The sequence below is a fragment of the Arminella tubonensis genome (genome assembly GCF_003240585.1).
GTDB lineage: Bacteria > Pseudomonadota > Alphaproteobacteria > Rhizobiales > Rhizobiaceae > Rhizobium > Rhizobium tubonense.
Genome location: NZ_PCDP01000035.1, coordinates 539,912 through 566,502, shown reverse-complemented (window position 1 = coordinate 566,502; position 26,591 = coordinate 539,912). Strand labels below are relative to the sequence as shown.

At 61.0% G+C, this 26,591-nt stretch carries 23 protein-coding genes; 18 read left to right on the top strand and 5 right to left on the bottom strand.

Annotated features, from left to right (window positions below):
• Positions 1-174: 174 nt before the first annotated feature.
• Both CPY51_RS14405 and CPY51_RS14400 read right to left on the bottom strand, forming a co-directional pair.
• Positions 175-1,098: a response regulator gene (locus tag CPY51_RS14405; protein WP_111160874.1), complete on the bottom strand. Its 924-nt coding sequence runs from the start codon at positions 1,096-1,098 to the stop codon at positions 175-177.
• Positions 1,091-4,480 carry a hybrid sensor histidine kinase/response regulator gene (locus tag CPY51_RS14400; protein WP_111160873.1) on the bottom strand — a complete coding sequence of 1,130 codons (3,390 nt, stop codon included), beginning with the start codon at positions 4,478-4,480 and terminating at the stop codon, positions 1,091-1,093. The genes CPY51_RS14405 and CPY51_RS14400 overlap by 8 nt, the downstream gene beginning before the upstream one ends.
• 215 nt (positions 4,481-4,695) lie before the next feature.
• Between CPY51_RS14400 and urtA the strand changes: the two genes are divergently transcribed.
• The 18 genes from urtA (at position 4,696) to ureG (ending at position 20,692) form a co-directional block, all read left to right on the top strand.
• On the top strand, positions 4,696-5,991 hold the full coding sequence (urtA, locus tag CPY51_RS14395) for an urea ABC transporter substrate-binding protein (RefSeq protein WP_111161010.1): 1,296 nt from the start codon (positions 4,696-4,698) through the stop codon (positions 5,989-5,991).
• A 145-nt stretch (positions 5,992-6,136) separates the two neighbouring features.
• Entirely contained in the window at positions 6,137-7,753 is a 1,617-nt protein-coding gene (gene urtB / locus CPY51_RS14390; protein WP_111160872.1) for an urea ABC transporter permease subunit UrtB, read from the top strand.
• A complete protein-coding gene (gene urtC / locus CPY51_RS14385) occupies positions 7,750-8,910 on the top strand; it encodes an urea ABC transporter permease subunit UrtC (RefSeq protein ID WP_111160871.1) in 1,161 nt (386 codons plus the stop codon). Before urtB ends, urtC begins: the two co-directional genes overlap by 4 nt.
• 4 nt (positions 8,911-8,914) lie before the next feature.
• Positions 8,915-9,670 carry an urea ABC transporter ATP-binding protein UrtD gene (gene urtD / locus CPY51_RS14380; protein ID WP_111160870.1) on the top strand — a complete coding sequence of 252 codons (756 nt, stop codon included), beginning with the start codon at positions 8,915-8,917 and terminating at the stop codon, positions 9,668-9,670.
• A 181-nt stretch (positions 9,671-9,851) separates the two neighbouring features.
• Complete coding sequence (urtE, locus tag CPY51_RS14375; protein WP_111161009.1) at positions 9,852-10,547, top strand: urea ABC transporter ATP-binding subunit UrtE; 696 nt, start codon at positions 9,852-9,854, stop codon at positions 10,545-10,547.
• A 173-nt stretch (positions 10,548-10,720) separates the two neighbouring features.
• Entirely contained in the window at positions 10,721-11,542 is an 822-nt protein-coding gene (locus CPY51_RS14370; RefSeq protein WP_111160869.1) for an urease accessory protein UreD, read from the top strand.
• Positions 11,543-11,598: 56 nt separating this feature from the next.
• Entirely contained in the window at positions 11,599-11,901 is a 303-nt protein-coding gene (locus CPY51_RS14365) for an urease subunit gamma (RefSeq protein ID WP_111160868.1), read from the top strand.
• Between the two features lie 26 nt (positions 11,902-11,927).
• Positions 11,928-12,233: an urease subunit beta gene (locus CPY51_RS14360; protein ID WP_111160867.1), complete on the top strand. Its 306-nt coding sequence runs from the start codon at positions 11,928-11,930 to the stop codon at positions 12,231-12,233.
• Between the two features lie 39 nt (positions 12,234-12,272).
• Entirely contained in the window at positions 12,273-12,695 is a 423-nt protein-coding gene (locus CPY51_RS14355; protein ID WP_111160866.1) for a lysozyme inhibitor LprI family protein, read from the top strand.
• A 7-nt stretch (positions 12,696-12,702) separates the two neighbouring features.
• Complete coding sequence (locus tag CPY51_RS14350; RefSeq protein ID WP_338049432.1) at positions 12,703-13,353, top strand: glycosyltransferase family 29 protein; 651 nt, start codon at positions 12,703-12,705, stop codon at positions 13,351-13,353.
• A gap of 3 nt (positions 13,354-13,356) precedes the next feature.
• Entirely contained in the window at positions 13,357-15,069 is a 1,713-nt protein-coding gene (gene ureC, locus CPY51_RS14345) for an urease subunit alpha (protein WP_111160865.1), read from the top strand.
• A 36-nt stretch (positions 15,070-15,105) separates the two neighbouring features.
• On the top strand, positions 15,106-16,017 hold the full coding sequence (locus tag CPY51_RS14340; RefSeq protein ID WP_111160864.1) for a glyoxalase: 912 nt from the start codon (positions 15,106-15,108) through the stop codon (positions 16,015-16,017).
• A gap of 66 nt (positions 16,018-16,083) precedes the next feature.
• On the top strand, positions 16,084-16,767 hold the full coding sequence (locus CPY51_RS14335; RefSeq protein ID WP_111160863.1) for a YoaK family protein: 684 nt from the start codon (positions 16,084-16,086) through the stop codon (positions 16,765-16,767).
• A gap of 199 nt (positions 16,768-16,966) precedes the next feature.
• Positions 16,967-17,503, top strand: coding sequence for a peroxiredoxin (locus tag CPY51_RS14330; protein ID WP_111160862.1), 537 nt, complete (start codon positions 16,967-16,969; stop codon positions 17,501-17,503).
• Positions 17,504-17,884: 381 nt separating this feature from the next.
• Positions 17,885-18,754, top strand: a complete 870-nt coding sequence (locus CPY51_RS14325; protein ID WP_111160861.1) for a GGDEF domain-containing protein — start codon at positions 17,885-17,887, stop codon at positions 18,752-18,754.
• Positions 18,755-18,837: 83 nt separating this feature from the next.
• Positions 18,838-19,320: an urease accessory protein UreE gene (ureE, locus tag CPY51_RS14320; protein ID WP_111160860.1), complete on the top strand. Its 483-nt coding sequence runs from the start codon at positions 18,838-18,840 to the stop codon at positions 19,318-19,320.
• A gap of 15 nt (positions 19,321-19,335) precedes the next feature.
• The gene (locus CPY51_RS14315; protein ID WP_111160859.1) at positions 19,336-20,007 is read left to right on the top strand and encodes an urease accessory protein UreF; all 672 of its coding nucleotides are present in this window, start codon (positions 19,336-19,338) and stop codon (positions 20,005-20,007) included.
• 73 nt (positions 20,008-20,080) lie between these two features.
• The gene (ureG, locus tag CPY51_RS14310) at positions 20,081-20,692 is read left to right on the top strand and encodes an urease accessory protein UreG (protein WP_111160858.1); all 612 of its coding nucleotides are present in this window, start codon (positions 20,081-20,083) and stop codon (positions 20,690-20,692) included.
• On the opposite strand, the gene CPY51_RS14305 is transcribed toward ureG, so the two are convergent.
• The 3 genes from CPY51_RS14305 to CPY51_RS14295 form a co-directional block, all read right to left on the bottom strand.
• Entirely contained in the window at positions 20,677-21,735 is a 1,059-nt protein-coding gene (locus tag CPY51_RS14305) for a MerR family transcriptional regulator (RefSeq protein ID WP_111160857.1), read from the bottom strand. The two genes, ureG and CPY51_RS14305, sit on opposite strands and share 16 nt — an antisense overlap.
• 139 nt (positions 21,736-21,874) lie before the next feature.
• Complete coding sequence (locus CPY51_RS14300) at positions 21,875-25,189, bottom strand: efflux RND transporter permease subunit (protein WP_111160856.1); 3,315 nt, start codon at positions 25,187-25,189, stop codon at positions 21,875-21,877.
• Between the two features lie 13 nt (positions 25,190-25,202).
• Positions 25,203-26,393 (bottom strand): efflux RND transporter periplasmic adaptor subunit, encoded by a 1,191-nt coding sequence (locus tag CPY51_RS14295; RefSeq protein ID WP_111160855.1) that lies wholly within the window; start codon positions 26,391-26,393, stop codon positions 25,203-25,205.
• Between the last annotated feature and the right edge of the window lie 198 nt (positions 26,394-26,591).

Below are 26,591 nucleotides of genomic sequence, written 5' to 3'. Positions count from 1 at the left end.
CGCGAGGCGATGAGGGGGCGGCACGGCGAGAGGGCGCTTTGCTTAGGTTTGCATTTGAAGCCCTCCGAAAGGCCCCCTCATCCGCCTCCCGAGTTTATCGAGGGGCGGGCACCTTCTCCCCGAGGGGAGAAGGGGTTGCCGCGGCCCCGATCGTGCCGCCGCTACCCACATAGCCTACATCTCGTGCAGCACATGCGCTGCCTTGACGGCGGCTGATGCGCGGTTTTCGACGCCGAGCTTTACGTAGATCTGTTCCAGGTGCTTGTTTACGGTGCGGGCGGAGAGGCCGAGGATTTCGCCGATGTCGCGGTTTGCCTTGCCCTTGGCGATCCAGAGAAGCACCTCGGATTCGCGTTGGGTCAGGCCGAAGTGCTGGCGGAGCACGCCGTCGTCGGCGCGCTGGCTGGCGGCCGTTAGTCGGAACAGGTGTTCTTCCGGGCCGATGGTGCCGAGAAAGGCGAGCTGCAGGGCGGGCTGGCCAGCGTGGCTGATCGACAGCAGGTTGTCACGGGCCGGGTGGACTTTGTCGCGCGCGGTCATGAAGGTCGCGATGTGCTTGACGACGATGTCGAGGCCGTCGTCCCTGCCGGTGGCTGCGTTGACCAGGCGGGTTGCCTGCGGGGTCGACCAGTGGATTGTGCCGTCGCCCTTGACCGCGAGCAGATGGCGGCCGGCAGCATCGAGAGCCACGCGGGCGCTCTGGGCGGAGCGGGCATTGCGCAGGTGGACGCGGATGCGGGCGCGCAGTTCGTCGATGTTGATCGGCTTGGTCAGATAGTCGACGCCACCCGACTCCAGCGCGTGGACGACGTGCTCCGTCTCGGTCAGGCCGGTCATGAAAATGACCGGGACCTGGCTGATGCCGGCGTTTGCCTTAAGCCGGCGGCAGGTCTCGAAGCCATCCATCGAGGGCATGACGGCGTCGAGCAGGATGAGGTCGGGGGTAATGCGCTCGACAATGTTCAGGGCGGCCAGGCCCGATGTCGCGATCAATACGGAAAAGCCCGATTGCTCCAATGCGTCGGTCAGAAATCCGAGGGCTTCCGGCGAGTCATCCACGAGCAGAACGATGTCGCGGGGCAGGGCGGATTCAGCCAATCGGTTCTACCTTTTCATTGTCGAACTCACGCAGAAAACCCAGGAAGCCGGTCAGATCGAAGGCCTGGACATATACGCGCAGTGCATCGGTGAAGGGACGGTTGTCGTCGATCTTGGAGAGATCGGCGAGTTTGGCCTCTATTCCCCTGATATAGCCGATTTCGGCCAACCGCATCAACTCCTCGACATGGTCCACACCTGGGCTTTTCATCGGAGCGGGAAGTTTTGGCGCCGGTGGCGGTGCGTTATCCGCGTAAATCCATTTGAGCCCGAGATGCAGGGCGAGCTTGTCGCGTAGCTGGCGGATGTCCACCGGCTTGGCGATCGCGTCATTGTAGCTGTCCTTGCTCTCCTGCGCAGCCGTGCCGTCGCCGATATTGGCTGATAGCATCAGGATCGGCGATGTCTGGCCGCTTTCGCGCAGGCGCGAGACGAGCTGCCATCCGTTCATTCCAGGCATTGATATGTCAACGAGGAAGAGGTCAGGCTTGATACCTTCGATCAGCGTCAGACAATCCGGGCCGCTGACGGCGGTCAGCACGACGAAATCGAGCGGCGCCAGGACTTCGCGCATCAGCTCGCGGTGATCCTCGTTGTCGTCGACGACGACGATCGTGCGCCGCGCCCCGTCGTAGCCGACGATCTTCCGTTCCTGCGGCGGCGGCTTCATCTGGTGCTGCACGGCGGACAACATCAGTCGGACCTTGAAGGTCGAGCCGATATCCTTCTCGCTGGCGACGGAGATTTCTCCACCGAGCGTGTTGGTCAGCAGTTGGGTGATCGTCAGCCCAAGCCCGAGGCCTGGCATCGGGCGCACGCTTTCCGCCTCGCCGCGCTGGAAAGGTTCGTAGATGCGGGCGAGGTCTTTTTCGGCGATACCGCGGCCGGTGTCGGAGAGGGTGAACGTCGCGACCTGGCTGCGATAGGCGACATCGAAGCGAACCGTGCCGGTGTCGGTGAACTTGATGGCGTTGGACAGAAGGTTGACGAGGATTTGCCGCAACCGCTTCTCGTCGGTCCTGACGTAGTCGGGCAGTGAGGGGCTGCGCTCGTGGATGAAGCTCAGGCCCTTCGCCTGCGCCTGCGGGCGGAACATGTCGACGATCTGGTCGAGGAAATCGCGGATGTTGATCTCGTTGGAATAGACCTGAAGGCGGCCCGCCTCGATCTTGGATATATCCAGCAGACCGTCGATCAGGCCGGACAGGTGCTCGGCGCTGCGGCGGATGACCTTGATCGAGGTCTGGCGTGGTGCCGGAATGGTCTCGTCGCGCTCGAGGATCTGCGCATAACCGAGGACGGCGTTGAGCGGGGTGCGCAGCTCGTGGCTGAGGCCGACGACGTAACGGCTCTTGGCGCGGTTTGCGGCCTCGGCGGTCTCCTTGGCGGTCTGGAGCGCTGCGTCGGTCTTCTTGTGGGCGGCAATTTCCTTGAGCAGCAGCGTGTTCTGGCGGGAGGATTCCTCCTCGGCGACGACGCGGCTGTCGTGGGCCAGAACATAGAACCAGCAGACGACGCCGGCGATCACCGCGAACACGAAAAACACGATGAGGATGGTGCGGTTGACGACTTCGGCGGTTTCCGGCGAGGCGGAGGCGACCTGATGGGCGATCATGGCCAGGATGAAGCCCACCGCGCCGAGCGCCAGCACGACGGCGATACCATAGCGGCCGAGCCGGGTGGTCAGCTTGGCGATCACCAATTCCGGCAGGACGGCCTTGGCGACGGTGCCGATCTGCGCGTTCAGATTGGTGTTCGGCTTGCACATGTCGTGGCAGCGGCTGTCGAGCGAACAGCATAGCGAACAGATCGGCGCGGCATAGGCGGGACACCAGGCCATATCCTCCGGCTCGAACGGGTGCTCGCAGATCGAGCAGGTGATACCAGTGAGGTTCTTCCAGGCTCGCCGCGGCTTGCGGGCAAGATAATACTTGCCGCCGGTCGCCCAGGCGATCGTCGGCGAGGCGATGAGGGCGACGATCAGCGTGATATAGGGGGCAAGCGAGGCTGCAACCGGGCCGAATGCGCCAAAATGGGCGGTGAGGGCGATGGTTGCCGAGAGCGCCATGGCGCCGAGGCCGACGGGATTGATATCGTAGAGGTGGGCGCGCTTGAACTCGATCCCGGGAGGAGCAAGGCCCAGCGGCTTGTTGATGAAGAGATCGGCCGAGATGGTGCAGAGCCATGCCATCGATATGATCGAGAAAATGCCTAGCGTTTCTTCCAGCAGCTTGTAGATGCCGAGCTCCATCAGCAGCAGGGCGATGGCGACGTTGAAGACCAGCCAGATAACGCGTCCGGGATGGCTATGGGTCAGCCTCGAGAAGAAATTCGACCAGGCGAGCGAACCGGCATAGGCATTCATCACGTTGATCTTCAGCTGCGAGACGATGACGAAGGCCGCCATCAGCAGCAGGGCGGCATTGTGCCAGGGGATCATGTAGCCGAAGGCGGTCAGGTACATCTGTGCGGGGTCGGCGGCCCTGTCGGCGGGGACGCCGGCACTTAGCGTCAGCACCACCAGGAAGGAGCCGGCCAGCAGTTTCGGCGCGCCGATGATGACCCAGCCGGGGCCGGCGAGGAAGATCGCCAGGCGGTGGCGCAGCTTTCTATGGCCTTCGGGCGGTAGGAAGCGGAGGAAGTCGGCCTGTTCGCCGATCTGCGACATCAGCGCCAGGATGACGGCGGAGGCGGCGCCGAAGTCGATCAGGTCGAATGGCGCCATTGTGCCAGGCAGGCCGGAGGCGTGGTGAATACCTGAAAATGCGCGCCAGAGGTCGAATTTTTCCCAGTCTGAAAAGGCGATGAAGACGAAGGGGAGGACGTTGAGGACAATCCAGAAGGGCTGGGTCAAAAGCTGGAAACGGCTGATCAGTTTGACGCCGTAGGTAACCAGCGGGATGACCATGACGGCGCTCAGGATATAGCCGACCCAGAGCGGGATGCCGAGCGTCAACTCCAGCGCGCCGGACATGATCGATGCCTCGATCGCGAACAGCATGAAGGTGAAGCTGGCATAGATCAAAGAGGTGATCGTCGAGCCGATGTAGCCGAAGCTGGCGCCGCGGGTCAGGAGGTCGATGTCGACGCCATGCCGTATCGCATAGCGGCTGATGGGAAGCCCGATCCCGAGCATGGCAATGCTAGCGACGATGATCGCGAAGAAGGCATTGGTCGTGCCATAGGACAGCGTGATGGCACCGCCGATCGCCTCCAGCGCCAGGAAGGAGATTGCGCCGATTGCGGTCTGGGAAATGCGCTGCGAGGAAAATTGCCGGGCGCTCTTGGCGGTGAAACGAAGCGCGTAATCCTCCAGCGTCTGGTTTGCCACCCAGCGATTATACTCGCGCCTGACGGGGATGATGCGTTGCCGCGCTGCCATGCCGCTCCTGACGACCTTTCGTTCTGCCTGTCAGGGTTTGGTAACACGGATCAACGCCGTGCTTAAGAGCGCGAACGCGGCGTTTCTGCACATTTCGCCCCGTTGCCTACGTCATTCTGCGTATACGGTTTTGCAGCGCAGCAACGGATAGTCCCCTAAGCAACGGTTAACTCCCATGTTTTCCGTTGTCGAATTTCGAAGAGGGGATCAACCAGATGAATTTCAAATCATACGTCACAGGCGCCGTGCTCGGCGCTGTCATGTCGACGTCAGCCGTACTCCACAGCACTGCCTACGCTGCGGACGATACGATCAAGGTCGGCATCCTGCACTCGCTTTCCGGCACCATGGCCATCTCCGAGACCACCCTCAAGGACGCCATGCTGATGCTCATCGAGGAGCAGAACAAGAAGGGCGGCCTTCTCGGCAAGAAGCTCGAGGCCGTCGTCGTCGACCCGGCTTCGGATTGGCCGCTGTTTGCTGAAAAGGCTCGCGAACTGATCCAGAAGGACCATGTCGCCGCCGTATTCGGTTGCTGGACTTCGTCGTCCCGCAAGTCGGTTCTTCCCGTGTTCGAAGAGCTGAACTCGCTGCTGTTCTACCCGGTCCAGTACGAGGGTGAAGAGTCCTCGCGCAACATCATCTACACGGGTGCCGCTCCGAACCAGCAGGCAATCCCGGCCGTCGACTACCTGATGAACAAGGAAGGCGTAAAGCGCTTCGTTCTTGAAGGCACCGACTACGTCTACCCGCGCACGACCAACAAGATCCTTGAGGCATACCTGATTTCGAAGGGTATTCCGAAGGAAGACATCATGGTCAACTACACGCCGTTCGGCTTCTCGGACTGGCAGACTGAAGTTTCCAAGATCAAGGATTTCGGTTCGGCCGGCAAGAAGACTGCTGTCGTTTCGACGATCAACGGCGACGCCAACGTTCCTTTCTACAAGGAGCTCGGCAACAAGGGCATCAAGGCGACCGATATTCCTGTTATCGCGTTCTCGGTCGGCGAAGAAGAACTTGCCGGTCTCGATACCAAGCCGCTGGTCGGCCATCTCGCCGCCTGGAACTACTTCGAGTCGGTCGAAAGCCCTGCCAACAAGAACTTCATCAAGGAATGGCACGCCTACACGAAGAACGACAAGCGTGTAACGAACGACCCGATGGAAGCCGCGTATATCGGCTTCAATGCATGGGTCAAGGCCGTCCAGGCTGCCGGCACGACCGATACCGACAAGGTTCTCGATACCATCATCGGCACGACCGTTCCGAACCTCTCCGGCGGCTATGCGACCGTGATGCCGAACCATCACATCACCAAGCCGGTGCTGATCGGTGAAATCCAGGCCAACGGCCAGTTCGAAATCGTCCAGCAGACCCCTGCTGTCGTCGGCGACGAATGGTCCGATTACCTGCCGGACTCGAAGGACCTTATCTCGGATTGGCGCAAGCCTCTGTCCTGCGGCAACTTCAATGTCGCTACCGGAAAGTGCGGCGGCAAGGGTTCGTGAGTACCGTCGCCTGATTGCTTGATCGTCGCAATGACTTCCGTCCGGATATTCCGGGCGGAAGCCCCATCCTTCCCGATCGGCCTGGCGCAATATGCCGGCTCGAGAGAGCGTCGGAAGGCCTAGAGATAACCGAGGCAAAGAGCCGATGTATCGCGCTATCCAGATTTTCCTTTTGACCCTCTGCCTCGCCTTGCCAGCGTTTGCGACGGTGCTGAAGGCAGAAGACACCATCCACCCGCTGGTCGATGCGCTCGGCGTCGGCGATTTCCCGGAGCGGGAAGCGGCCATCAAGGCGCTCGTCGCCTCGAAGGATCCGAATGTCGGCCGGATATTGCAGGAACTCAGCGACGGAAAGCTGTTCGTCAGCCAGGATGGCGGACCGGTCCTGCTCGTCGGCGGCACGGATGATGCGCCCACCTTTTCAGACCCGATCACCAACGAAGCGGTCGCGGACATCGATCCGGACACCATGCTGAAGGTGAAGATCAACAATGCGTTGCGTGGTGTCATCAGCGCCTCCGTCAGCCAGCTGACGCTGCTCAGCCCCGATCGCTCCGCTCGACTTTCTGCCGCGCAGGACATGCTGAAGGACGCGGATGCGTCGAACCTGGACCTCCTGAATTCCGCCCTTGCGCAGGAGAAGGATGGCGAGGTCAAGAAGACCATGGAGGCGGCGAGGGCTGTCATGCTCTTGAAAAGCGATGCCAGTCCCGAGGAGAAAAAGAAGGCTATCGATACGATTGCCGCCCGCGGCGATCGGGATGCACTGGCGATCCTGACGACGGCGATGCAGACAGCGCCGGACGACCTGAAGCCGGCCCTCCAGAAGGATATGGACTCGATCACCGATACGCTTGCCCTATGGGATGTCGCCCAGAATATCTGGTACGGCCTGTCGCTGAGCTCGGTGCTGATGCTGGCGGCGATCGGGTTGTCGATTACCTTCGGCGTCATGGGCGTGGTCAACATGGCGCATGGTGAAATGGTAATGCTCGGCGCCTACACGACCTATGTCGTGCAGGAAGCCATTGTCGATTATTTGCCCAATCTCGCGGATTGTTCGCTCGCCTTCGCAGTTCCGGCCGCGTTCCTGTTCACCGGCCTCGTCGGCTTCGTCATCGAGCGCACGGTGATCCGTTTTCTCTACAAGAGGCCGCTCGAAACACTGCTCGCGACCTGGGGCATCTCGCTGATCCTGCAGCAGGCGGTTCGCTCGATCTTTGGTCCGACCAACCGCGAGGTCCGCAATCCGAGCTGGATGTCGGGCTCGTTCGATCTCGGCGGCCTTGATATCACCTGGAACCGGCTCTGGATCATCGTCTTCGCGCTGGTGGTATTCTTCGCGCTGCTGATGTTGCTGAAGCGGACACCGTTCGGCCTGCAGATGCGCGCGGTGACGCAAAACCGGCGGATGGCATCGTCGATGGGCATCAGGACCGCCTGGGTCGATGCCTTCACCTTCGCGCTCGGGTCCGGCGTTGCGGGCATGGCGGGCGTGGCGCTCAGCCAGATCGACAATGTCTCCCCGAACCTTGGCCAGGCCTATATCATCGACAGCTTCATGGTCGTCGTCTTCGGCGGCGTCGGCAATCTCTGGGGAACGCTTGTTGGAGCCATGTCGCTCGGCATCCTCAACAAGTTCCTCGAGCCCTATGCCGGGGCGGTGCTTGGCAAGATCCTGGTTCTCGTCCTCATCATCCTGTTCATCCAGAAGCGGCCACGTGGGCTCTTCGCACTTAAAGGAAGGGCGGTGGAAGCATGATAACGGCCTTCCTGCTCCGGTCGCTCGACCGCAAGATCATCGTCGCCATCGCCATATTGCTGGCTCTGGCCATCCTTATCCCGGCGTCCAATCTCCTGACGAGCCCGGACAGCGTGTTGCACGTCCCGACCTATGTCATGTCGCTGTTCGGGAAGTATCTGACCTATGCCCTGCTGGCACTGGCGCTGGACCTCGTCTGGGGCTTCTGCGGTATCCTGTCGCTCGGGCATGGTGCATTCTTTGCGCTCGGCGGCTATGCCATGGGGATGTACCTGATGCGCCAGATCGGCGCGCGCGGCAGCTATGGCAATCCCATTTTGCCCGACTTCATGGTGTTTCTGAACTACAAGGCGCTGCCGTGGTTCTGGTACGGGTTCGATCATTTCTGGTTCGCAGCGCTGATGGTGCTGCTGGTGCCGGGATTGCTCGCCTATGTGTTCGGCTGGTTCGCTTTCCGATCCCGCGTCAACGGCGTCTATCTGTCGATCATCACCCAGGCGATGACCTATGCGCTGCTGCTCGCCTTCTTCCGCAACGACATGGGCTTTGGCGGCAATAACGGGCTCACCGATTTCAAGGATATCCTCGGTTACAACATCCAGGCCGACGGCACCCGCGCCGCGCTGTTTGCACTGACGGCGATCATCCTCGCCTTTGCGCTCCTGCTCTCGTCCGCCATCGTCCGCTCGAAATTCGGCAAGGTTCTGGTCGGGGTGCGCGATGCTGAAAGCCGGACGCGCTTCCTCGGCTACCGCGTCGAGCACGTCAAGCTTTTCACCTTCGTCGTTTCGGCGATGATGGCAGGCGTTGCCGGGGCGCTCTACGTGCCGCAGGTGGGCATCATCAATCCCGGTGAATTTGCGCCGGCAAACTCCATCGAAGTGGTCATCTGGACCGCGGTCGGCGGCCGGGCGACTTTGATCGGGCCGATCATCGGGGCGATCCTCGTCAATGGTGGCAAGACCATCTTCACGGGGCTGTTCCCAGAGGTCTGGCTGTTCACGCTCGGTGGGCTGTTTGTCGCCGTGACGCTGTTCCTGCCTCGGGGCGTCGTCGGCACGATCGCGCACTACGGCACGAGCGGCCGTTGGGGGCGCAAGGTTTCGGCCGATGCTGAAGCCGGGAAGACCGACAACGAAGTTCAGGCTGCGGAGTGAGATCATGATCCCTGACGGCAAGCCAACCAGCATGCTCTACCTCAACAACGTCTCGGTTTCCTTTGACGGTTTCAAGGCATTGAATTCTCTTTCCATCGTCATCGAGCCCGGCGAACTCCGGGCCATTATCGGCCCGAACGGCGCCGGCAAGACGACGATGATGGATATTATCACCGGTAAGACGCGGCCTGACTCGGGGGAGGTGTTCTTCAACGGACAGATCGACCTGACCAAGAAGGACGAGGCCGACATCGCGCTTCTCGGCATCGGCCGCAAGTTCCAGAAGCCGACAGTGTTCGAGAGCCATACGGTCTGGGACAATCTGGAACTGGCGCTCAATCGCAGCCGAGGCGTGTTCTCCACGCTATTTTATCGGCTGACGAAGGTCGACCGAGAGCGCATCTATGAGATTCTCGACACGGTGCGCCTGCATCATCGCCGCGACGAGCTCGCCGCCAATCTTTCGCACGGCCAGAAGCAGTGGCTGGAGATCGGCATGCTTCTGGCGCAGGAACCGAAGCTGTTGCTGGTCGACGAGCCGGTTGCCGGCATGACCGACGCGGAGACCGCGGAGACGGCTTTGTTGCTCAAGGAAATTGCCAAGACCCGGTCCGTCGTGGTGGTCGAACACGACATGGGCTTCATCCGCGATCTCGGGGTCAAGGTGACATGTCTCGCGGAAGGCTCGGTGCTGGCCGAGGGTTCGATAGATTTCGTCAGCAGCGATCCGAAGGTGATCGAGAATTATCTGGGGCGGTGATAGCGATGGTTTCGAGTTTGAGGCGGACACCCCCCTCTGCCCTGTCGGGCATCTCCCCCACAAGGGGGGAGATTGCTGGAGCCGAGGGTTGCTGCACATTGATCTCCCCCCTTGTGGGGGAGATGTCGGCCGGGCCGACAGAGGGGGGTAAGCTAGCCAAGAAAACATGGGATGCCGCATCATGCTGACCGTCGAAAACGCAAATCTTCACTATGGCGCGGCCCAGGCTTTGCGCGGCGTCTCGCTCAAGGCGGAGATGGGCAAGATCACCTGCGTGCTCGGGCGTAACGGCGTTGGCAAGAGTTCGCTGCTCAGGGCCGTTACCGGCCAGCATGCGCTCAGCGCCGGCAATATCAGCTTCAACAATGTGAAGCTGAATGGACTGGCGCCTTTTGCCCGGGCGAAGCAAGGGATTGGCTACGTGCCGCAAGGGCGCGAGATATTTCCGTTGCTGACAGTGAAGGAGAACCTCGAGACCGGTTTTGCTCCTATTCCTCGCAAGGACCGGTTTGTTCCCGATGACGTGTTCAGCCTGTTTCCCGTGCTGAATTCGATGTTGTCGCGGCGTGGCGGCGACCTCTCCGGCGGACAGCAGCAGCAGCTGGCGATCGGGCGGGCGCTGGTAACGCGGCCGAAGATCCTTGTGCTCGACGAGCCGACGGAGGGCATCCAGCCGTCGATCATCAAGGATATCGGCCGGGCAATCCAGTACCTCCGGGACTCGACCGGGATGGCGATCCTGCTGGTCGAGCAGTATCTCGATTTCTGCCGCGAGCTAGCCGACTACGTCTACATCATGGACCGCGGTGAAATCGTGCATGAAGGGTTGGCGGAAACGCTCGATACGCCAGAAGCGCGGCGGCACCTGACCGTCTGATCGATCTCTGAGCTTCTGGCGAAAAATCAGGCAATGTCGAATGTCTATGGTGGGCCGCGGAGGGCTCGACACCCGTCGTCGGCTCAACTGCTGCGAAAGGCACATAAATTGCTTGCTTTCAATCGCTTGGCGGTTTGAATGGCGCGGAGCGAACAAGGGAGCGGGACGGCAGAATGATGATTGCAGCGGCGAGCACCAGACCGCAGCGGGCGCAGGGGCGCGGTCATCTGGCCGCCAAGGCGCTCGACGGGCGGACGCGTCTTGCCGAGTTTTTCCAGGAGGGCGCGGCGAAAATCCGGCTTCCCGATACGTTCGACAATTCCATGGAGGCGGTGATCATCAACACCGCCGGCGGGCTGACCGGCGGCGACCGCATGGACTGGAGCTTCGTTGCAGCACCAGCCACGCGGATCGACCTGACTACGCAGGCCTGCGAGAAGATCTACAAGGCTTCGGCCGGAACGGCGCAGGTTTCGACGACAATCAAGGTCGGGGCAGGGGCACGGGTTGACTGGCTGCCACAGGAGACCATCCTTTTCGATCGCGCCTCGCTGGCAAGGACGCTTGATGTCGACCTGGACGAGACAGCCGAGTTTCTGGCTGTCGAAGCGATCCTGCTCGGGCGCAAGGCGATGGGCGAGGCAATGGTCACCGGGCTTTTCCGCGACCGCTGGCGCATTCGTCGGGCAGGGCGGTTGATCCATGCGGAGGACCTGCGGCTCGAGGGGGACGTGGCGAAACTGACAGCGAGGAATGCGGTGCTCGGGGGGCAGGTTGCTTTTGTCACGGTGCTCTATGCCGGGCCATCTGCGGAGCGGTATCTGGGGAAGGTCCGGCCGCTGCTCGATGGGCACATGGGCGGGGTCAGCCAGTGGCGGGACAAGCTCGTGGTGCGGCTTGCGGCAGCCGACGGATTCGCGCTTCGAAAAATACTGATCCCGGTCATTTCGGCCTTGCGCAATGGTTCGCCAGTGCCGAAAGTCTGGAATCTCTAGCGCATTATCGGACAAGATCATGCCAACTGAAATTAGGTCAAACACATAGGCAGACGATGAACCTCACTCCGAGAGAAAAAGACAAGCTGTTGATTTCCATGGCGGCGATGGTGGCGCGGCGGCGGCTGGAGCGCGGCGTCAAGCTGAACTACCCCGAGGCGATAGCGCTGATCAGCGACTATGTCGTCGAGGGCGCGCGCGACGGCCGCTCGGTTGCCGATCTGATGTCGGCGGGTGCGCATGTCATCAGCCGTGACCAGGTGATGGAAGGCATCGCCGAGATGATCCACGACGTGCAGGTCGAAGCGACGTTCCCGGATGGAACGAAGCTTGTCACCGTGCATGAACCGATCCGCTAAAGCCCAACAGGACAGGGAGATCGACGATGATCCCAGGTGAAGTCATTGCCGCGAGCGGCGATATCGAACTGAATTCCGGCGCGCCGACGGTGTCGCTCGATGTATCGAACACCGGTGACCGACCGGTGCAGGTGGGCAGTCACTATCATTTTGCCGAGACCAATGGCGGGCTGTCGTTCGATCGTGAAAAGGCGCAGGGCATGCGGCTTGATATTCCAGCCGGCACCGCAGTGCGCTTCGAGCCGGGCCAGACGCGTTCGGTGTCGCTGATCCCGCTTTCCGGCAAGCGTGAGGTCTACGGCTTCCGCCAACAGGTCATGGGCAAGCTCTGAGCAATTTCAGGGACCTGATATCGGGCGGAGGGAACTTGCATGCGTTTGAGGTGGCTTCTGGCTGGGGCGTCGATGGCTGTTTTTCTGGCATGCGGCGGAGCCCATGCCGAGGATAGTGCGGCTGCCGACTGCAGCAACGCGACGACGCAGATGGATATGAACAGCTGCGCCGACAAGGATTACCAGGCGGCCGATGCCGAGCTCAATGCTCAATACAAGAAGACGCGAGCCGCGATGCTGGAGATTGACAAAGGGCTGGATTCGAACCTGAAAGGCGCCGAGAAGGCGCTGCTGGCCGGCCAGCGCGCCTGGATCGACTACCGCGACGGCGAGTGCGAGGCTGAAGGCTTCCAGGCGCGGGGCGGATCGATGGAGCCGATGCTGGTGTCAGGCTGCAAGGCGACCTTGACGCGTGCGAGGACCAACGAACTGAAGCAACTGGCCGACGGGCAGGGGAACTGAGCGCCAGATGGAAGGACGACGGACAATCATGATCGTTGGCAACGGTGAGATCGCGGCAGGAGCGTCCGATATGATCGACGCTGCCGATCTCGTCGTGCGTTTCAACGAGTGCGGTTCCTTCGGCTCCGGCGGTCGCCGCACCGATGTCGTTGCGGTCTGCAATACCGGCCGACCGGCGAAATCAATGATAACCTCCTTGGAATGGCGAAACAAGGAGGCCGTAAGGGCCGCAACTGAAATCTGGAGCGTCCGTGATCCCCGGAAGTTTGCGGCGTTGCGCGCGCCGCTGGCCTTGTCGCACCCCGAACTCGATGATTTCTGCGATGATTATACCGATGGATTCTCGGCGTTTGCGATGGAGACCGGAAAGCGGCATGTGGTCATCGATGCAGCAGTCCACAAATCCGTTGATGAAGCGCTGAAAATCCACGATCCCGAGCCCTATGTCGTCCCCAGCAGTGGCATGATCGTCATCGCCGAAATCCTCGCCAGCCATCCGGACGACCACATCGTCATCGCCGGCTTCGGACACGTCGGTTGGGACGGTCACCCCTTCGCGGCGGAAAGGCGGCTCGTTGAATCCTATATTTCCGCCGGGCGATTGAGGCGTTTCAGCCCCGGCGATTTCTCTTTTTCTTCTTCCTCCCAAGGAGCCTGATCAATGCCCTACAAGATCTCCCGCGCCGCTTATGCCAACATGTTCGGGCCGACGACCGGCGACAAGGTGCGGCTTGCCGATACCGAGCTGTTCATCGAGGTCGAGAAGGATTTCACTGTTTATGGCGAGGAAGTGAAGTTCGGCGGAGGCAAGGTCATTCGCGACGGCATGGGGCAGAGCCAGGTGACGCGGGCGAACGGCGCCGTCGATACCGTCATCACCAACGCGCTGATTGTCGACACCTGGGGGATCGTCAAGGCCGATATCGGGCTGAAGGACGGACGCATCGTCGCCATTGGCAAGGCTGGAAATCCCGATACGCAGCCTGGTGTCAACATCATCGTCGGCCCAGGGACCGAGGCGATCGCGGCCGAGGGCAAGATCGTTACAGCCGGCGGCATGGACAGCCACATCCACTTCATCTGCCCGCAGCAGATCGAGGAAGCGCTGATGAGCGGGCTCACGACGATGCTCGGCGGCGGTACGGGGCCGGCGCACGGCACGCTTGCGACCACCTGCACGCCGGGGCCGTGGCATCTGGCGCGGATGATCGAGGCGGCCGATGCATTCCCGATGAACCTTGCTTTTGCCGGCAAGGGTAATGCCTCGCTTCCGGGCGCACTTGAGGAGATGGTGCTTGCCGGGGCCACTTCGCTGAAGCTGCATGAGGACTGGGGCACGACGCCGGCTGCTATCGACTGCTGCCTGACGGTTGCCGACCAGTACGACGTCCAGGTGATGATCCACACCGATACGCTGAACGAGAGCGGTTTCGTCGAAGACACGATCGGGGCCATCAGGGGCCGCACGATCCACGCTTTCCACACGGAAGGTGCCGGCGGCGGACACGCGCCCGACATCATCAAGATCTGCGGCCAGTCGAACGTCATTCCGTCGTCGACCAATCCGACCCGGCCCTACACGGTCAATACCATCGCCGAGCATCTCGACATGCTGATGGTCTGCCATCACCTTTCGTCGTCGATCCCTGAGGATATCGCCTTTGCCGAGAGCCGCATTCGCAAGGAAACGATCGCGGCCGAGGACATCCTCCATGACATCGGCGCCTTCTCGATCATCTCGTCGGACAGCCAGGCGATGGGCCGCGTCGGGGAGGTCGCCATTCGCACCTGGCAGACGGCCGACAAGATGAAGCGCCAGCGCGGCCGCCTGAAGGAAGAAAAGGGCGAGAACGATAATTTCCGCGTCAAGCGCTATATCGCGAAATACACCATCAACCCGGCGATCGCCCATGGCCTCAGCCATGAAATCGGCTCGGTCGAAGTCGGCAAGCGCGCCGATCTCGTGCTCTGGAGCCCGGCCTTCTTCGGCGTCAAGCCCGATATGATCCTGCTCGGCGGTTCGATCGCGGCAGCGCCGATGGGCGACCCGAACGCCTCGATCCCGACACCGCAGCCGGTGCATTACCGCCCGATGTTTGCGGCATACGGTAAGAGCCTGACGAATTCCTCGATCACCTTCGTTTCCCAGGCATCGCTCGACGGCGGCCTCAAGGGCAGGCTTGGCGTCGCCAAGGACCTCGTCGCCGTCAAGAATACCCGTGGCGGGATTTCCAAGGCATCTATGGTGCACAATAGTTTGACACCGCATATCGAGGTCGATCCGGAGACATACGAGGTGCGAGCAGATGGCGAGCTGCTGACCTGCGAACCGGCGACAGTGCTGCCGATGGCGCAGCGTTATTTCCTGTTCTAATCCTCGCGATCGGCTCTTTCAGTATTGGGATTGCGGATGCCTTTGCGGTCTTTACACGCGAGATTTCTTGCTTCGGCGATCGTCGCCACGGTCTTTTTGCCACTGCTGCAGGCAGGGCCTGCGCTGGCGCTTACGCCTGATGTCGGCGTCGGTTCGCAATATGATACGACGCATGTCTATGTCGCGCCTGAAGACATCGATGCCTTCGTTGCGAGCTTTCTCGCGACCTTCGGCGGCACGAGCACCAAGCAGGTGGTGACGACGGTGACGCCGACGCCAAGCAGCACGACGTCGCAATTGCTACAGACGCCGGCCGGCAAGATTTCGCTGTTCGGCTTCACGACGCCCATCCCCTATCCCTTCGGTTTTGAGCGAACCGGTTATCTGGTGACCGACATGGACAAGGCGGTCGCTGCAGCGCGTGCTGCCGGCGCAGATGTCATCGTTGCGCCGTTTCCGGATCCGATCGGGCGCGATGCCGTCATCCAGTGGCCGGGCGGCGTGAACATGCAGCTCTATTGGCATACCACGGCGCCGAATTATCCCGCGCTTGAGACCGTTCCGGAAAACCGGGTCTACATGTCCACCGATCGGGCCGCTGCCTTCGTTCACGATTTCCTCGCCTTTTCACATGGCAGGGCTGTTTCCGACGAGAAAAACGCGCCGGGTATCGAGATCGGCCGGCCGAACGAGGTCTTTCGTCGCATCCGCATTCAATCCGTCTTCGGCAATACGACGGTGCTCGTGACGGATGGCCACCTTCCTTTTCCCTACGGCCGCGAGACAACCGGCTACGAGACGGCGAGCTTGAAGGACACGCTCGACAAGGCGAAAGCCAGCGGCGCAAAGGTGCTTGTCGAGCCCTATGTTTCGGACGGTCGCAACGCCGCGGTCGTCGAGTTTCCCGGCGGCTACATCGCCGAGATCCACGACACATCGGCGAAGTAGGCGTGGCCCGCGCATCTTAAATGGCCGGGCCGGCTAACGCGGAAATACCACCACAGCGAGGTTGCCATGAAAGTCAGTCTGCCCACCCTGTTGAGCTTCAACGGCGGCTATGTGGATACGGCAGGGTTTCTGGCGTTGCAGGGGTTGTTCACGGCACATGTCACCGGCAACTTCGTAACCTTCGGCGCGTCGATGGCGCTTGGGACCTCAGGCGCGGTGGCCAAGCTGCTTGCGCTTCCGACATTTTGCGTCGTTGTCATTCTCGCCAGGCTGCTGGCGCATGTGCTTTCGCGGCGCAGCCTGCCGGTGTTGCGGACGCTGCTCGGGCTCAAATTCCTGTTGCTCGCGTTGGCATCCGTGCTGGCCATCCGGCTCGGACCCTTCGTCAACGGCAACAGCCGGGAGGCGGTTCTGACCGGAATGGTTCTGGTTTCGGCCATGGCCATCCAGAATGCGGTGCATCGCGTTCATCTCGCCAGCTCACCACCATCGACGCTGATGACGGGGACAACGACGCAGATCATGCTGGACCTTGCCGACCTGATGCTGGGCGTGCCGGTCGAGGCAAGGGCTGCCTGGCGCTCGCGGGTCCGGCGCATGACGACTGCTGTTGGTTGCTTCGCGCTCGGCTGCGGTGGCGCTGCCTTGCTCTTCGTACTGGTCGGCATGAATTGCTTCCTCTTGCCGCCGCTGGTCGCCCTCTTGGGCATCCTGTTGCACGTCACGGAGCCGGAGTCGAAGCCGTCCTGATGCCTATTTTATCGGCCATCTGGCAGCGTTTCCGCGACGCGTCCATGCGCACAGCGCATGTCTGTTATGCAGAGCCTTTAAGTCATGTTTTTGATGCTGCGCTGCGGTAGAATTTTCGCTACGAAGTGATCTTACCATCGGGGCCGCGGATTTTCCCAAGACTTGCTGCGGCCCCACTTTCGTACCGAAGGAGATTTCGATGATCGGCAAAAAGGTTCCAAATGTAACCTTCCGCACGCGTGTCCGCGATGAGAGCATTGGCGGCCCCAACCCGTTTCGTTGGCAGGATGTCGAGACGGCAGACTATTTCGGCGGCAAGCGCGTCATCCTGTTCTCGCTGCCGGGCGCATTTACGCCGACCTGCTCGACCTTTCAGCTTCCCGACTTCGAAAAGCTCCATGGAGAGTTCAAATCCGAAGGCATCGACGAGATTTACTGCATCTCCGTCAACGATGCTTTCGTGATGAATGCCTGGGGCAAGTCGCAGAACCTGGTCAACATCAAGCTCATCCCGGACGGTTCCGGCGAGTTCACCCGCAAGATGGGCATGCTCGTTTCGAAGGACAATCTCGGTTTCGGCATGCGCTCCTGGCGCTATGCAGCCATCGTCCACAACGGCGTCGTCGAGCAGTGGTTCGAGGAAGAAGGCCATAGCGACAATGCGGACAGCGATCCCTATGGCGTTTCCTCTCCGCAGAATATTCTCGAGAACCTGAGGCTTCGGCAGGCCGCCTGATTCGGCCTCGATGTTAAGCGTCGTGAATGAAGGCTCCGGATTTCGGGGCCTTTTTCTTTTGATGTGGAAGGCGCAAGCGCAGCGCTAAAATTTGTTTTAGCGATGATGCATAAATGCAACTTTTCCTAAAGTGAGTTGCAATGAAACACAATCTGGTCGGCAACGAACCTTTCATCGCATCGTCATTCGTACATCGGCGAACTCCGGCGCCACGATCGTGCAACTGCATGGTTTTGCGGAAGTGCGGCTGCCTCGAAGAGGATCATTTTTCGCCGTTCAGAACTAGTGGATCAACTGCATTTGAACTAATCCGTTAAAGACCTGGAAGAGTCTTGGCCCCTATCTGAAACCAGTGGAGTCCGAGCGGAGGAAGGTCGAAACATGAAGAAATGGATCTCGCTCCAGGCCGAGCTCGGTAACTTTCACCAGAGAGAGACTATCTATGTTTTCTCCCTTAAGATGAGTTTTCTGGCGGTCATCCTTTCCTCTGTCATCCTTGTCCTGGTACTTCCTGTTTTACTGCTGCTCGGTTTGTTGCCGCTACCTTTGATGGACGCTATTCGCTATGGCGTCGTCTTCTCGTGGCTTACGAGCGGCGCCATTTCGGGCGCGCTTGCCATGCTTTCAGGCTCCGCTATCCATGACCTCTCCGTGTCGCGCGCCGAGTTCGAGCGGCTCAGTCGTACGGACGCTTTGTCCGGCTTGCTCAATCGGCGTGCCTTCACCGAAGCGCTCGACAGCATCGATGAGGTTGCCTCGCTGGTCATATTCGACCTTGATCGGTTCAAGGCCATCAACGACCAGTACGGTCACGCGTCCGGCGACGCTGTCATCGTCGCGATCTCACAGATGCTTGCCAACATTTTCGGCGCAGAGGGCCTGGTGGCGCGATTGGGCGGCGAAGAGTTCGCGGTCATCGTTTGCGGCGGCAGTGCCGATGAGCGACTGGCACGTGTCGAGGGTGTGAAGGTGTTGGTTTCCGAGAGCGTGATCCCCATTGATGGCGGCGAGGTCCGGATCACCATATCGGCCGGCGTCGCGGACATTTGGCCGGGACAGAAAAAGGAGGTGGTCTATGCAGCCGCCGACAAGGCGCTCTACCTCGCAAAGGCGCTTGGCCGCAACCGCGTCGTTCATGAAAGCGAGAGGCTTCAACCCGCCTGGCAGCGGCAAGTCGTGGATGGAGAAGACGCCGATATCAATCGACATTTCTCGAACAGCGAGGCCGCGCGCTACGGCCACGGGATATAGCAGTCTTCGAGCGGCTCGCTTTCGGTCTTGCATAGCGGGGCGCTATTTTGCATGCTCTGGCGAAGCTTCGAATTGGACATGTCATGCAGCGCGTTACTTCCTACCTGCCCGCCGGAACGCCATCTTCAAACCCGATCGACAAGGTCGTCCTGCCGCATGATCTGCGGCATCTGCGCCGCAAGCTGTTGCATCTCGAAAATGGCGACATGGTCATGCTCGACCTGAAGGAGCCGGTGCTTTTTTCCAATGGCGACCTGCTGGTGCTGGGAGACGGCGAACTGATCGAGATCGTCGCGGCCGAGGAAAAGCTGTTCGAGATCAGGCCGCGGGATCGCATCCACCTGACCGAACTCGCCTGGCATCTCGGCAACCGGCATCTGCCGGCGCAGATCGAGGAGGAGCGTATCCTCATTCTCCGCGATCACGTTATTCGCTCGATGCTCGAAGGCCTCGGCGCCACGGTCACCGAGATCACCGAACCGTTTCAGCCGGTGCGCGGCGCATATCATTCGCACGGCGGCGAACACCAGGGACGTGGGCACGATCACGGCCATGACCATCACTAGCTCGGCAAAGCCGCGATGAGCGAAGATCGCGATCTTCAGGCTCTCTTGCGGCTGATGGCATGGCTTTCGCCTGCTTTTCCGATCGGTTCCTTCGCCTATTCCGGCGGGTTGGAGCGAGCGGTCCACGACGGGCTCGTGACGAATGCGGCTGATCTTTCCGATTGGATTGCAGCGATCGTTCAGCACGGCGCAGTCTGGAACGATGCCGTCCTGCTAGTGGAGGCGCACCGGGCGGCTGGCGATACCAAGCGGCTTGGCGACGCGGCGGAGCTTGCGGAGGCTCTGGCCGGTTCGCGTGAACGTCATCAGGAAACCATGTTGCTTGGCGAGGCTTTCCTGTCTGCCGCCTCCGCCTGGCCCCATGAGGTCTTTTCCCGGCTTTCAGCGAAAACAGCCTACCCGGTCGCGGTCGGGGCAGTTGCGGGCGCGCATGGCGTGGCGCCAGACAAGGCAGTCGCCGCCTTTTTGCATTCATTGGCGTCACAGAGCATTTCGGCCGGCATTCGTCTTGGCGTCTCGGGCCAGAAGGACGGCGTTGCGATCCTTGCGTCCCTCGAGGTCCTCATCGCGGCAGTTGCGGCGAAGGCGGCACTGTCGAGCCTCGATGATCTGGGTTCCGCTGCGATCCAGGCCGATATAGCCGCGCTTCGTCATGAGACGCAGGGTACGAGGCTCTTCCGCTCATGATGCCTCTACGTCATTCGCCGCTGTCCAGCGCGGGCGGGCTTCGCTATCATGTTGTTTTACCGGAGTTTCAATCATGAAATCAAGAAACGGACCCTTGCGCGTCGGCATAGGTGGACCTGTCGGCTCGGGCAAGACGGCGCTGACGGAAAAGCTCTGCAAGGCCATGCGCGACGAGTTCTCCGTCGCTGTTGTCACCAATGACATCTATACGACGGAGGATGCCGAGGCGCTGGTGCGCATGCAGGCGCTGTCGTCGGATCGCATCGTCGGTGTCGAGACGGGCGGTTGTCCGCACACGGCGATCCGCGAGGATGCAACGATCAATCTGCAGGCAATCGCCGGGCTGAATGAGCGCATACCGGATCTCGACGTCGTATTCATCGAGTCGGGTGGCGACAATCTGGCAGCGACCTTCTCGCCCGACCTTGCCGATATCACGATCTACGTCATCTCCGTCTGCCAGGGCGAGGAAATCCCGCGAAAAGGCGGCCCCGGGATTACGAAGTCCGACCTTCTCGTCATCAACAAGAAAGACCTGGCACCGCATGTAGGCGCCGACCTCGACGTGATGGACCGCGATGCGACCCGTATGCGCGAAACCCGCCCCTTCGTGTTTTCAGACATGAAACGCGGCGACGGCGTCGGCACGATCGTCGAGTTTCTGCGGGTTCAGGGCGGGCTTTGAGGGGCGGTATGCTGATTGGGTCGCCATGCGATCATCCCTTCGGTTCTCGCTCGAACCTCCGGCGAGGCTAGGCAGGTGGCGACGGCCTCGTAGCCCGGCGCTCCCGGATAGGGAGCAACGCGGCATGGCGGACTGTGGTTGGCTGGGCAAAGGATGATCGCTTGGTCGGAGGTGACTGCCGCGAGGTCCAGAATCGAGCAAGAGCGCGTGAGCAGGAATAGTGGCCGGTTGCCAAGTCTGCGGCGGCGCAGATAAGAACCAAGCGCCTCCTGCGACGCTCGATCCAATCCTTGCTCGACCATGTCTACAACCAGGATTGACGCCGTTTCGGCTTCCATGGCGGTAAGAAGAGCCGCGAGGGCGGAAGACGCCGTGGCGCCGTCTTCAACAAGCAGGGCAAGGGTTTGATCCACGCGGGATTTCAGGGCGGGATCGGCATCGAGCCATGCTAGACATTCTCTACCGCCGTCCGCCAGCCGCTCCAGCCCAATGAACGCAGTGTCGGGCAAGGCTTCAGCCAGTGCATGCGCCAGGCGCGTCTTGCCACTGCCCAGCGGGCCGATGATATAGTTGACGGGCCGGATGTCGAATACTTCGAATCTTTCGCCTCCCCACGGCCAAGGAAGATCAAAGGCAATACCAGTTTCTGAAGTGGGGCGAATTGGTCGCGCAAGCTCTCTGATAGCGGCGGGTGCTCGGCCGGCGCTCAGATCTGTCCTGGCAATGCGCACTTTTTCGACCGTATTCGCAAGTTGACGTAGCTGACCCTCGAGTGCTGCCTGGTGCACGGCGAGGGCTGGCTCCAGCCGCTCCGCGTCGCTGCTCAAGACCAGCGCTGCTTGGGCAAGGCTTAGTCCAAGCTCGCGTAGCGCAACGATTTCACCAGCTTTGGCCATTTCGGCGGGACCGTAGGTCCGCCATCCAGCGGCGGTGCGGACAGGTTGTATCAAACCGTGTTGTTCGTATAGACGCAGCGCCTTCATCGATATGCCAAGCTGCACTGCAGCCTTCGATGGACTTAGGAATTGAGCGGAGTAACTCACGAATCACCTCATTCGCTGTTGACCGTTTCCTTATGGGAGTGGCCCCAAGGGCCAGGTCAACAGCGTATCCAGTGAATTCGTTGCCGGGAAGATTTCTCGGCGCGCGGGGCGAGTAAGGCTTCCCGGTTTCCGGTTCAGCTTATTCCGCGGCCAGCGGCGGTAGCTTCACGACGTTCAATTTCGTCGCGCCACCGTGCGTCGCCGTTTCCTTCGGTCCCATGGCGTCAATGCGTTCTTCCAGCGCTGCGATGGATTTGCGGTTCTCGTCGACGGAGGCTTCGAGTTGTTCCTTCGAGAGCGGCTCGCGTTCTTCGTCCTTCTTGCCGACCAGACGGCCGAACATCCAGGCGAGAAGGCGCGACAGGTCGTCCATGATCAGGAAGAACGACGGCACTACGATCAGGCTCAGCGCCGTCGAGACGATGATGCCGCCGATGACGGCGATTGCCATCGGCGCGCGGAACGACCCGCCTTCGCCGACGCCGAGCGCCGAGGGCAGCATGCCGGCCGACATGGCGATTGAGGTCATGATGATCGGGCGGGCACGCTTTCGGCCAGCCTCGACCATCGCCTCGATGCGCGGCATGCCCTTGTGCATCATCTCGATGGCGAAATCGACCAGCAGGATGGCGTTCTTCGTGACGATGCCCATCAGCATCAGGATACCGATCAGCACCGGCATGGACAGCGGGTTGTTTGTGATGATCAACGCCGCCGCGACGCCCCCGATGGCAAGCGGCAACGAGAACAGGATGGTGAAGGGCTGGATAACATCCTTGAACAGCAGCACCAGCACGGTCAGCACCAACAGCAGGCCCAGAAGCATGGCATGAACGAAGCCCTGCAGCATCTCGCCCTGAACCTTGGTGTCGCCGCTTTCGGCCAGGTGCACGGTTGCGGGTATCTTGGCTTCGCTGACGATTTTGCGGAAGCTGTCGGATGCGGAGTTCAGCGCCACGCCCTGCGGCAGATCAGCGCCGATGGAAACCACGCGATAGCGATTGTTGCGCTTGATCGAGCTCAGGCCTTCCGAATAATCGATGTCGGCGACGCTCGCCAGCGGCACGGTCGTGCCGGAAGTCGTCTGGATTCGCATGGCGCGGATAGCGGCGAGGTCGCGACGCATTCCTATCGCCGATTGGACACGGATCGGGATCTGCCGGTCGTCGAGTGAGATCTTTGCCAGCGATGCATCGATGTCGCCGATCGTGGCGACGCGGATGGTGTCGGAAATCTGCTCGGGTGTGATCCCGAGGCGGGCGGCCTCATCCTTTCGCGGATGGACCTGCAACTCAGGGCGGGGCAGGGCGCCGTCGGCGCTGACATTGGCCAGCAGCGGGTCGGCGCGGAGCTTTGATTCGAGAATGCCGATGGCCTGGTTCAGGTCCTTGTCGTTGCGCGACAGGAAGTTGAACGACAGGTCGCGATCGCCGCGGTCGTTGAGTTTGGTGATGCGGACGTCAGGGATAGAACGAAGCTTGCCGAAAACCTCCCGTTCGATCTCCCACTGAGGGCGGACGCGGCCTGAGAGTGCCACCTTCGGTAAATGGGGCCCAATGACCGGTATGGAACCGAGAACATCGTTCACGAGCTTCTTGACGAGCGACTGGTCGAGCTTGTTCAGCGCCAGCGTCACCGTTGCCCGGCGCAGTTCGAGATCGCCCTTCGGGGAGGCGCCACCAAGCACGAAGATACTTTCGACGCCATCGGTGCCCTTCAGCAAACGATAGACCTCGTCAGTGACCTGTTCCGTATCGCCCAGCCGTGCAGTCGGCGGCAGTTCGACTGAGAGCACGATTCGCGAAGCGTCCTCAGTCGGAATGAAGCTGCCGGGCACTTGGGACAGAAAATAGACCGATCCAACCAGGAAGCCGATCGCAGCCAGCATCGTGGTGTAGCGCCAGCGCGTGGTGACCCGGATAAGCCGTGTGTACCCCTTCATGATCCGGCCGTCATTGCCGTGATGGTCGTCCATCGCGTCTTCGGCGCGCATCAAATAAGCAGCCATCATCGGCGTGATGAGGCGGGCGACCATCAGTGAGAAGAACACCGAGAATGCGACTGTCAGGCCGAACTGGATGAAATACTGGCCTGGAATGCCTGGCATGAACGAGACAGGCACGAAGACCGCGATGATCGTGAACGTGGTCGCGATGACCGCAAGGCCGATCTCGTCGGCCGCCTCGATGGCCGCTCGGTATGGAGTCTTGCCCATCTTGATATGGCGGGCGATATTTTCGATCTCGACGATGGCGTCGTCGACGAGGATACCGGTCGCCAATGTCAGCGCCAGGAAGCTGACGAGGTTCAACGAGAACCCCATCATGTGCATGACCCAGAATGTCGGGATAGCCGAAAGCGGCAAGGCGATCGCCGATATCAGCGTTGCGCGCCAGTTCTTCAGGAACAGGAAGACGACGACGATCGCCAGCAATGCGCCTTCGAGCAGCGTATCCATCGCGGCTTGGTAATTGCCGTAAGTGAAGTAGACAGAATCGTCGATGAGCTCGATCGAGACGCCGGGGTTTTCCGCCCGCACCGTTTTCAGGCTGTCGGCGACGGTTTTTGCGACGCTGACTTCGCTGGCGCCCTTGGAGCGGAAGACGGCAAAGCTGACGACTGGCGTATTGTTGAAGTTCGAGAAGGATTTCGGCTCTTCGTAGGTGTCCTTGATGGCGCCGAGATCCGACAATCTTACGAACCGGCCATTGGTGAGCGCGATCGTGGTGTCGGCAAGCTGGGCCACGTTCCGGGCATCGCCAAGCACGCGGATCGCCTGTTCGCTGCCAGCGACCTGACCGCGACCGGAGCCGAGATCGACGTTGGTGCCGCGAAGCTGCTTGCTGACGCTAGCCGCGGTAATTCCGTGGGCGTTGAGCTTGTTGGGATCGAGCTCGATGCGCACCTCGCGATCGGCGCCGCCGTAGCGATCGACGCGGCCGATGCCGGTCTGGCCCTGCAGCGCGCGCTTGACGGTGTCATCGACGAACCAGGAGAGTTCCTCGAGCGTCATGTTCGGCGAAGAGACCGCGAATGTCTGGATCGCCTGGCCCTCGGCCTCGATCTTGGAAACGATCGGCTCGTCAACCGTGGACGGAAGATTGCCGCGAATGCGGTCTATCGCGTCCTTGGTATCCTGGACTGCCTGCTCGGTCGGCACTTCGAGATGGAACAGAATGACGGTCTGCGACTGGCCATCTGTCACGGTCGACTGGATTTCGTCGACGCCGGTGATGCTGGCAACCGCATCCTCGACTTCCTTGGTGACCTGCATTTCGAGTTCTGCAGGAGACGCGCCGCTCTGCGTCACCGTCACGTTGACGATCGGGACGTCGATATTTGGGAAGCGGGTGATCGGCAGCGCGTAAAAGGCCGAAACGCCGACGAACATCAGCAGGAAAAAGCCGAGCAGCGGCGCGATCGGATTTCGGATGGACCAGGCAGAGAAGTTCATCTGTCTATCTCGCTCAGTTTGTGGCCGCGGGCGCGTCGCGCACCGGCGTGATGCGGTCGCCGTCACGGACATAGGCGCCGGCCTTGGCGACGACCTGCTCGCCGGCCTTCAGCCCCTTGAGTATTTCAATATAGGCCCCGTCCTGAATGCCGGTCTCGACATTGACGAATTTGACCACCCCGTCCTCGACCTTGCGGGCCGAAGAACCGTCTTCGTCGCTGATGACGGCCGTCAGCGGCAAGGCGATACCTTGCGTCTGGCGGACGACGATCTCGGCGCTGCCATACATGCCGGCGCGAGCCTTGGCGTCGTCGTCGATTGAAATGTGCACCGCGCCGAGGCGGGTGACGGCGTCGACGATCGGCGAGACCAGGCGAACAGAGCCTGTCAGCTTCTCGCGACTGCCGGAGAGCGAGATGACGGCCTTCTGGCCGGCGGCGATCTTGGTGATGTCACTCTCGGACACGTCGACCACGAGTTCGACCTCACCGTCGCGGATGATGGTGAACAGCGGATCGCCGGAGCCGTTGGCTATGGCGCCGACGCGGGCGTTGCGCGACGCAACTGTGCCGCCGACTGTGGTCTTCACACCGGTGCGGGCGAGCTTCAGGTCGATATCGGCGATCTGACTGCCGACGACCTTGAGATCGGCCTCAGCGACGGTGATCGCCTGCTCGGCGGAGGTGACCCGGGCGCGATTGGCGGCGGCGGAGGCTGTTGCCTGTTCCACCGTCGATGTCGAGACCGTGCCTTTTTCGCCCATGGCGACCGCGCGGGCGCGCTGCTGCTCGGCCTCAGCGTCATTGGCCTGGGCTTCGATCAGCTGTGCGTGAAGCTGAGCGATCGTCGCCTCGGCCTTCGCTTCGGTCGCCTGCATCTGGCCTTTTTGAAGAACCAGCGCGTCGTCGCTGAGCGTGGCGAGCGTACTGTTTGCGGTCACCTTGTCGCCGACATCGGCATTCAGCGTCTTGATCGACAAACCGTCGACGAGCGGCTGGATATAGACCTCTTCCACGGCCTTCACGGTGCCGGTGGCGACGACTTTGTCGATAAGCGTGCGCTCAGTTGCGTCAGTGACGACGATGGCCGGCAGGTTCTGCTTGGGTGCAGTGACGATCGGCTCCACGGCGAAGGCTGCGGGAGCCGAAAGGATGATGAGGAGCAGTGCTGTGGCGCTTCTGAGGCTATGCGGCGTGCGGGCCATGCGTCGTATCCGATTGTTTGATGTCTGGTACTCGGTGTGGCTATCGGCCCGCTTGCAATGGGGCGGAAGCGAAGCTCACGTGCCGGCTTTTCCGGCGGAACAACATCCGTCTGTCATGCCTGCAGGTTCCTCATCTAAAACTGACCTTGTAGGTGGGATTGTTTTCCAATCTCTGCAAGATCACGAGAAAATGATTTC

Coding starts and splice junctions, on each gene's coding strand:
- ureE (WP_111160860.1), top strand. CDS start 18,838: ATGCAGCGCGTTACTTCCTACCTGCCCGCCGGAACGCCATCTTCAAAC.
- CPY51_RS14335 (WP_111160863.1), top strand. CDS start 16,084: ATGAAAGTCAGTCTGCCCACCCTGTTGAGCTTCAACGGCGGCTATGTG.
- CPY51_RS14295 (WP_111160855.1), bottom strand. CDS start 26,393: ATGGCCCGCACGCCGCATAGCCTCAGAAGCGCCACAGCACTGCTCCTC.
- urtA (WP_111161010.1), top strand. CDS start 4,696: ATGAATTTCAAATCATACGTCACAGGCGCCGTGCTCGGCGCTGTCATG.
- CPY51_RS14400 (WP_111160873.1), bottom strand. CDS start 4,480: ATGGCAGCGCGGCAACGCATCATCCCCGTCAGGCGCGAGTATAATCGC.
- CPY51_RS14365 (WP_111160868.1), top strand. CDS start 11,599: ATGAACCTCACTCCGAGAGAAAAAGACAAGCTGTTGATTTCCATGGCG.
- urtE (WP_111161009.1), top strand. CDS start 9,852: ATGCTGACCGTCGAAAACGCAAATCTTCACTATGGCGCGGCCCAGGCT.
- CPY51_RS14315 (WP_111160859.1), top strand. CDS start 19,336: ATGAGCGAAGATCGCGATCTTCAGGCTCTCTTGCGGCTGATGGCATGG.
- CPY51_RS14325 (WP_111160861.1), top strand. CDS start 17,885: ATGAAGAAATGGATCTCGCTCCAGGCCGAGCTCGGTAACTTTCACCAG.
- CPY51_RS14370 (WP_111160869.1), top strand. CDS start 10,721: ATGATGATTGCAGCGGCGAGCACCAGACCGCAGCGGGCGCAGGGGCGC.
- ureC (WP_111160865.1), top strand. CDS start 13,357: ATGCCCTACAAGATCTCCCGCGCCGCTTATGCCAACATGTTCGGGCCG.
- urtD (WP_111160870.1), top strand. CDS start 8,915: ATGATCCCTGACGGCAAGCCAACCAGCATGCTCTACCTCAACAACGTC.
- ureG (WP_111160858.1), top strand. CDS start 20,081: ATGAAATCAAGAAACGGACCCTTGCGCGTCGGCATAGGTGGACCTGTC.
- CPY51_RS14350 (WP_338049432.1), top strand. CDS start 12,703: ATGGAAGGACGACGGACAATCATGATCGTTGGCAACGGTGAGATCGCG.
- urtC (WP_111160871.1), top strand. CDS start 7,750: ATGATAACGGCCTTCCTGCTCCGGTCGCTCGACCGCAAGATCATCGTC.
- CPY51_RS14330 (WP_111160862.1), top strand. CDS start 16,967: ATGATCGGCAAAAAGGTTCCAAATGTAACCTTCCGCACGCGTGTCCGC.
- CPY51_RS14360 (WP_111160867.1), top strand. CDS start 11,928: ATGATCCCAGGTGAAGTCATTGCCGCGAGCGGCGATATCGAACTGAAT.
- CPY51_RS14300 (WP_111160856.1), bottom strand. CDS start 25,189: ATGAACTTCTCTGCCTGGTCCATCCGAAATCCGATCGCGCCGCTGCTC.
- CPY51_RS14340 (WP_111160864.1), top strand. CDS start 15,106: ATGCCTTTGCGGTCTTTACACGCGAGATTTCTTGCTTCGGCGATCGTC.
- CPY51_RS14355 (WP_111160866.1), top strand. CDS start 12,273: ATGCGTTTGAGGTGGCTTCTGGCTGGGGCGTCGATGGCTGTTTTTCTG.
- urtB (WP_111160872.1), top strand. CDS start 6,137: ATGTATCGCGCTATCCAGATTTTCCTTTTGACCCTCTGCCTCGCCTTG.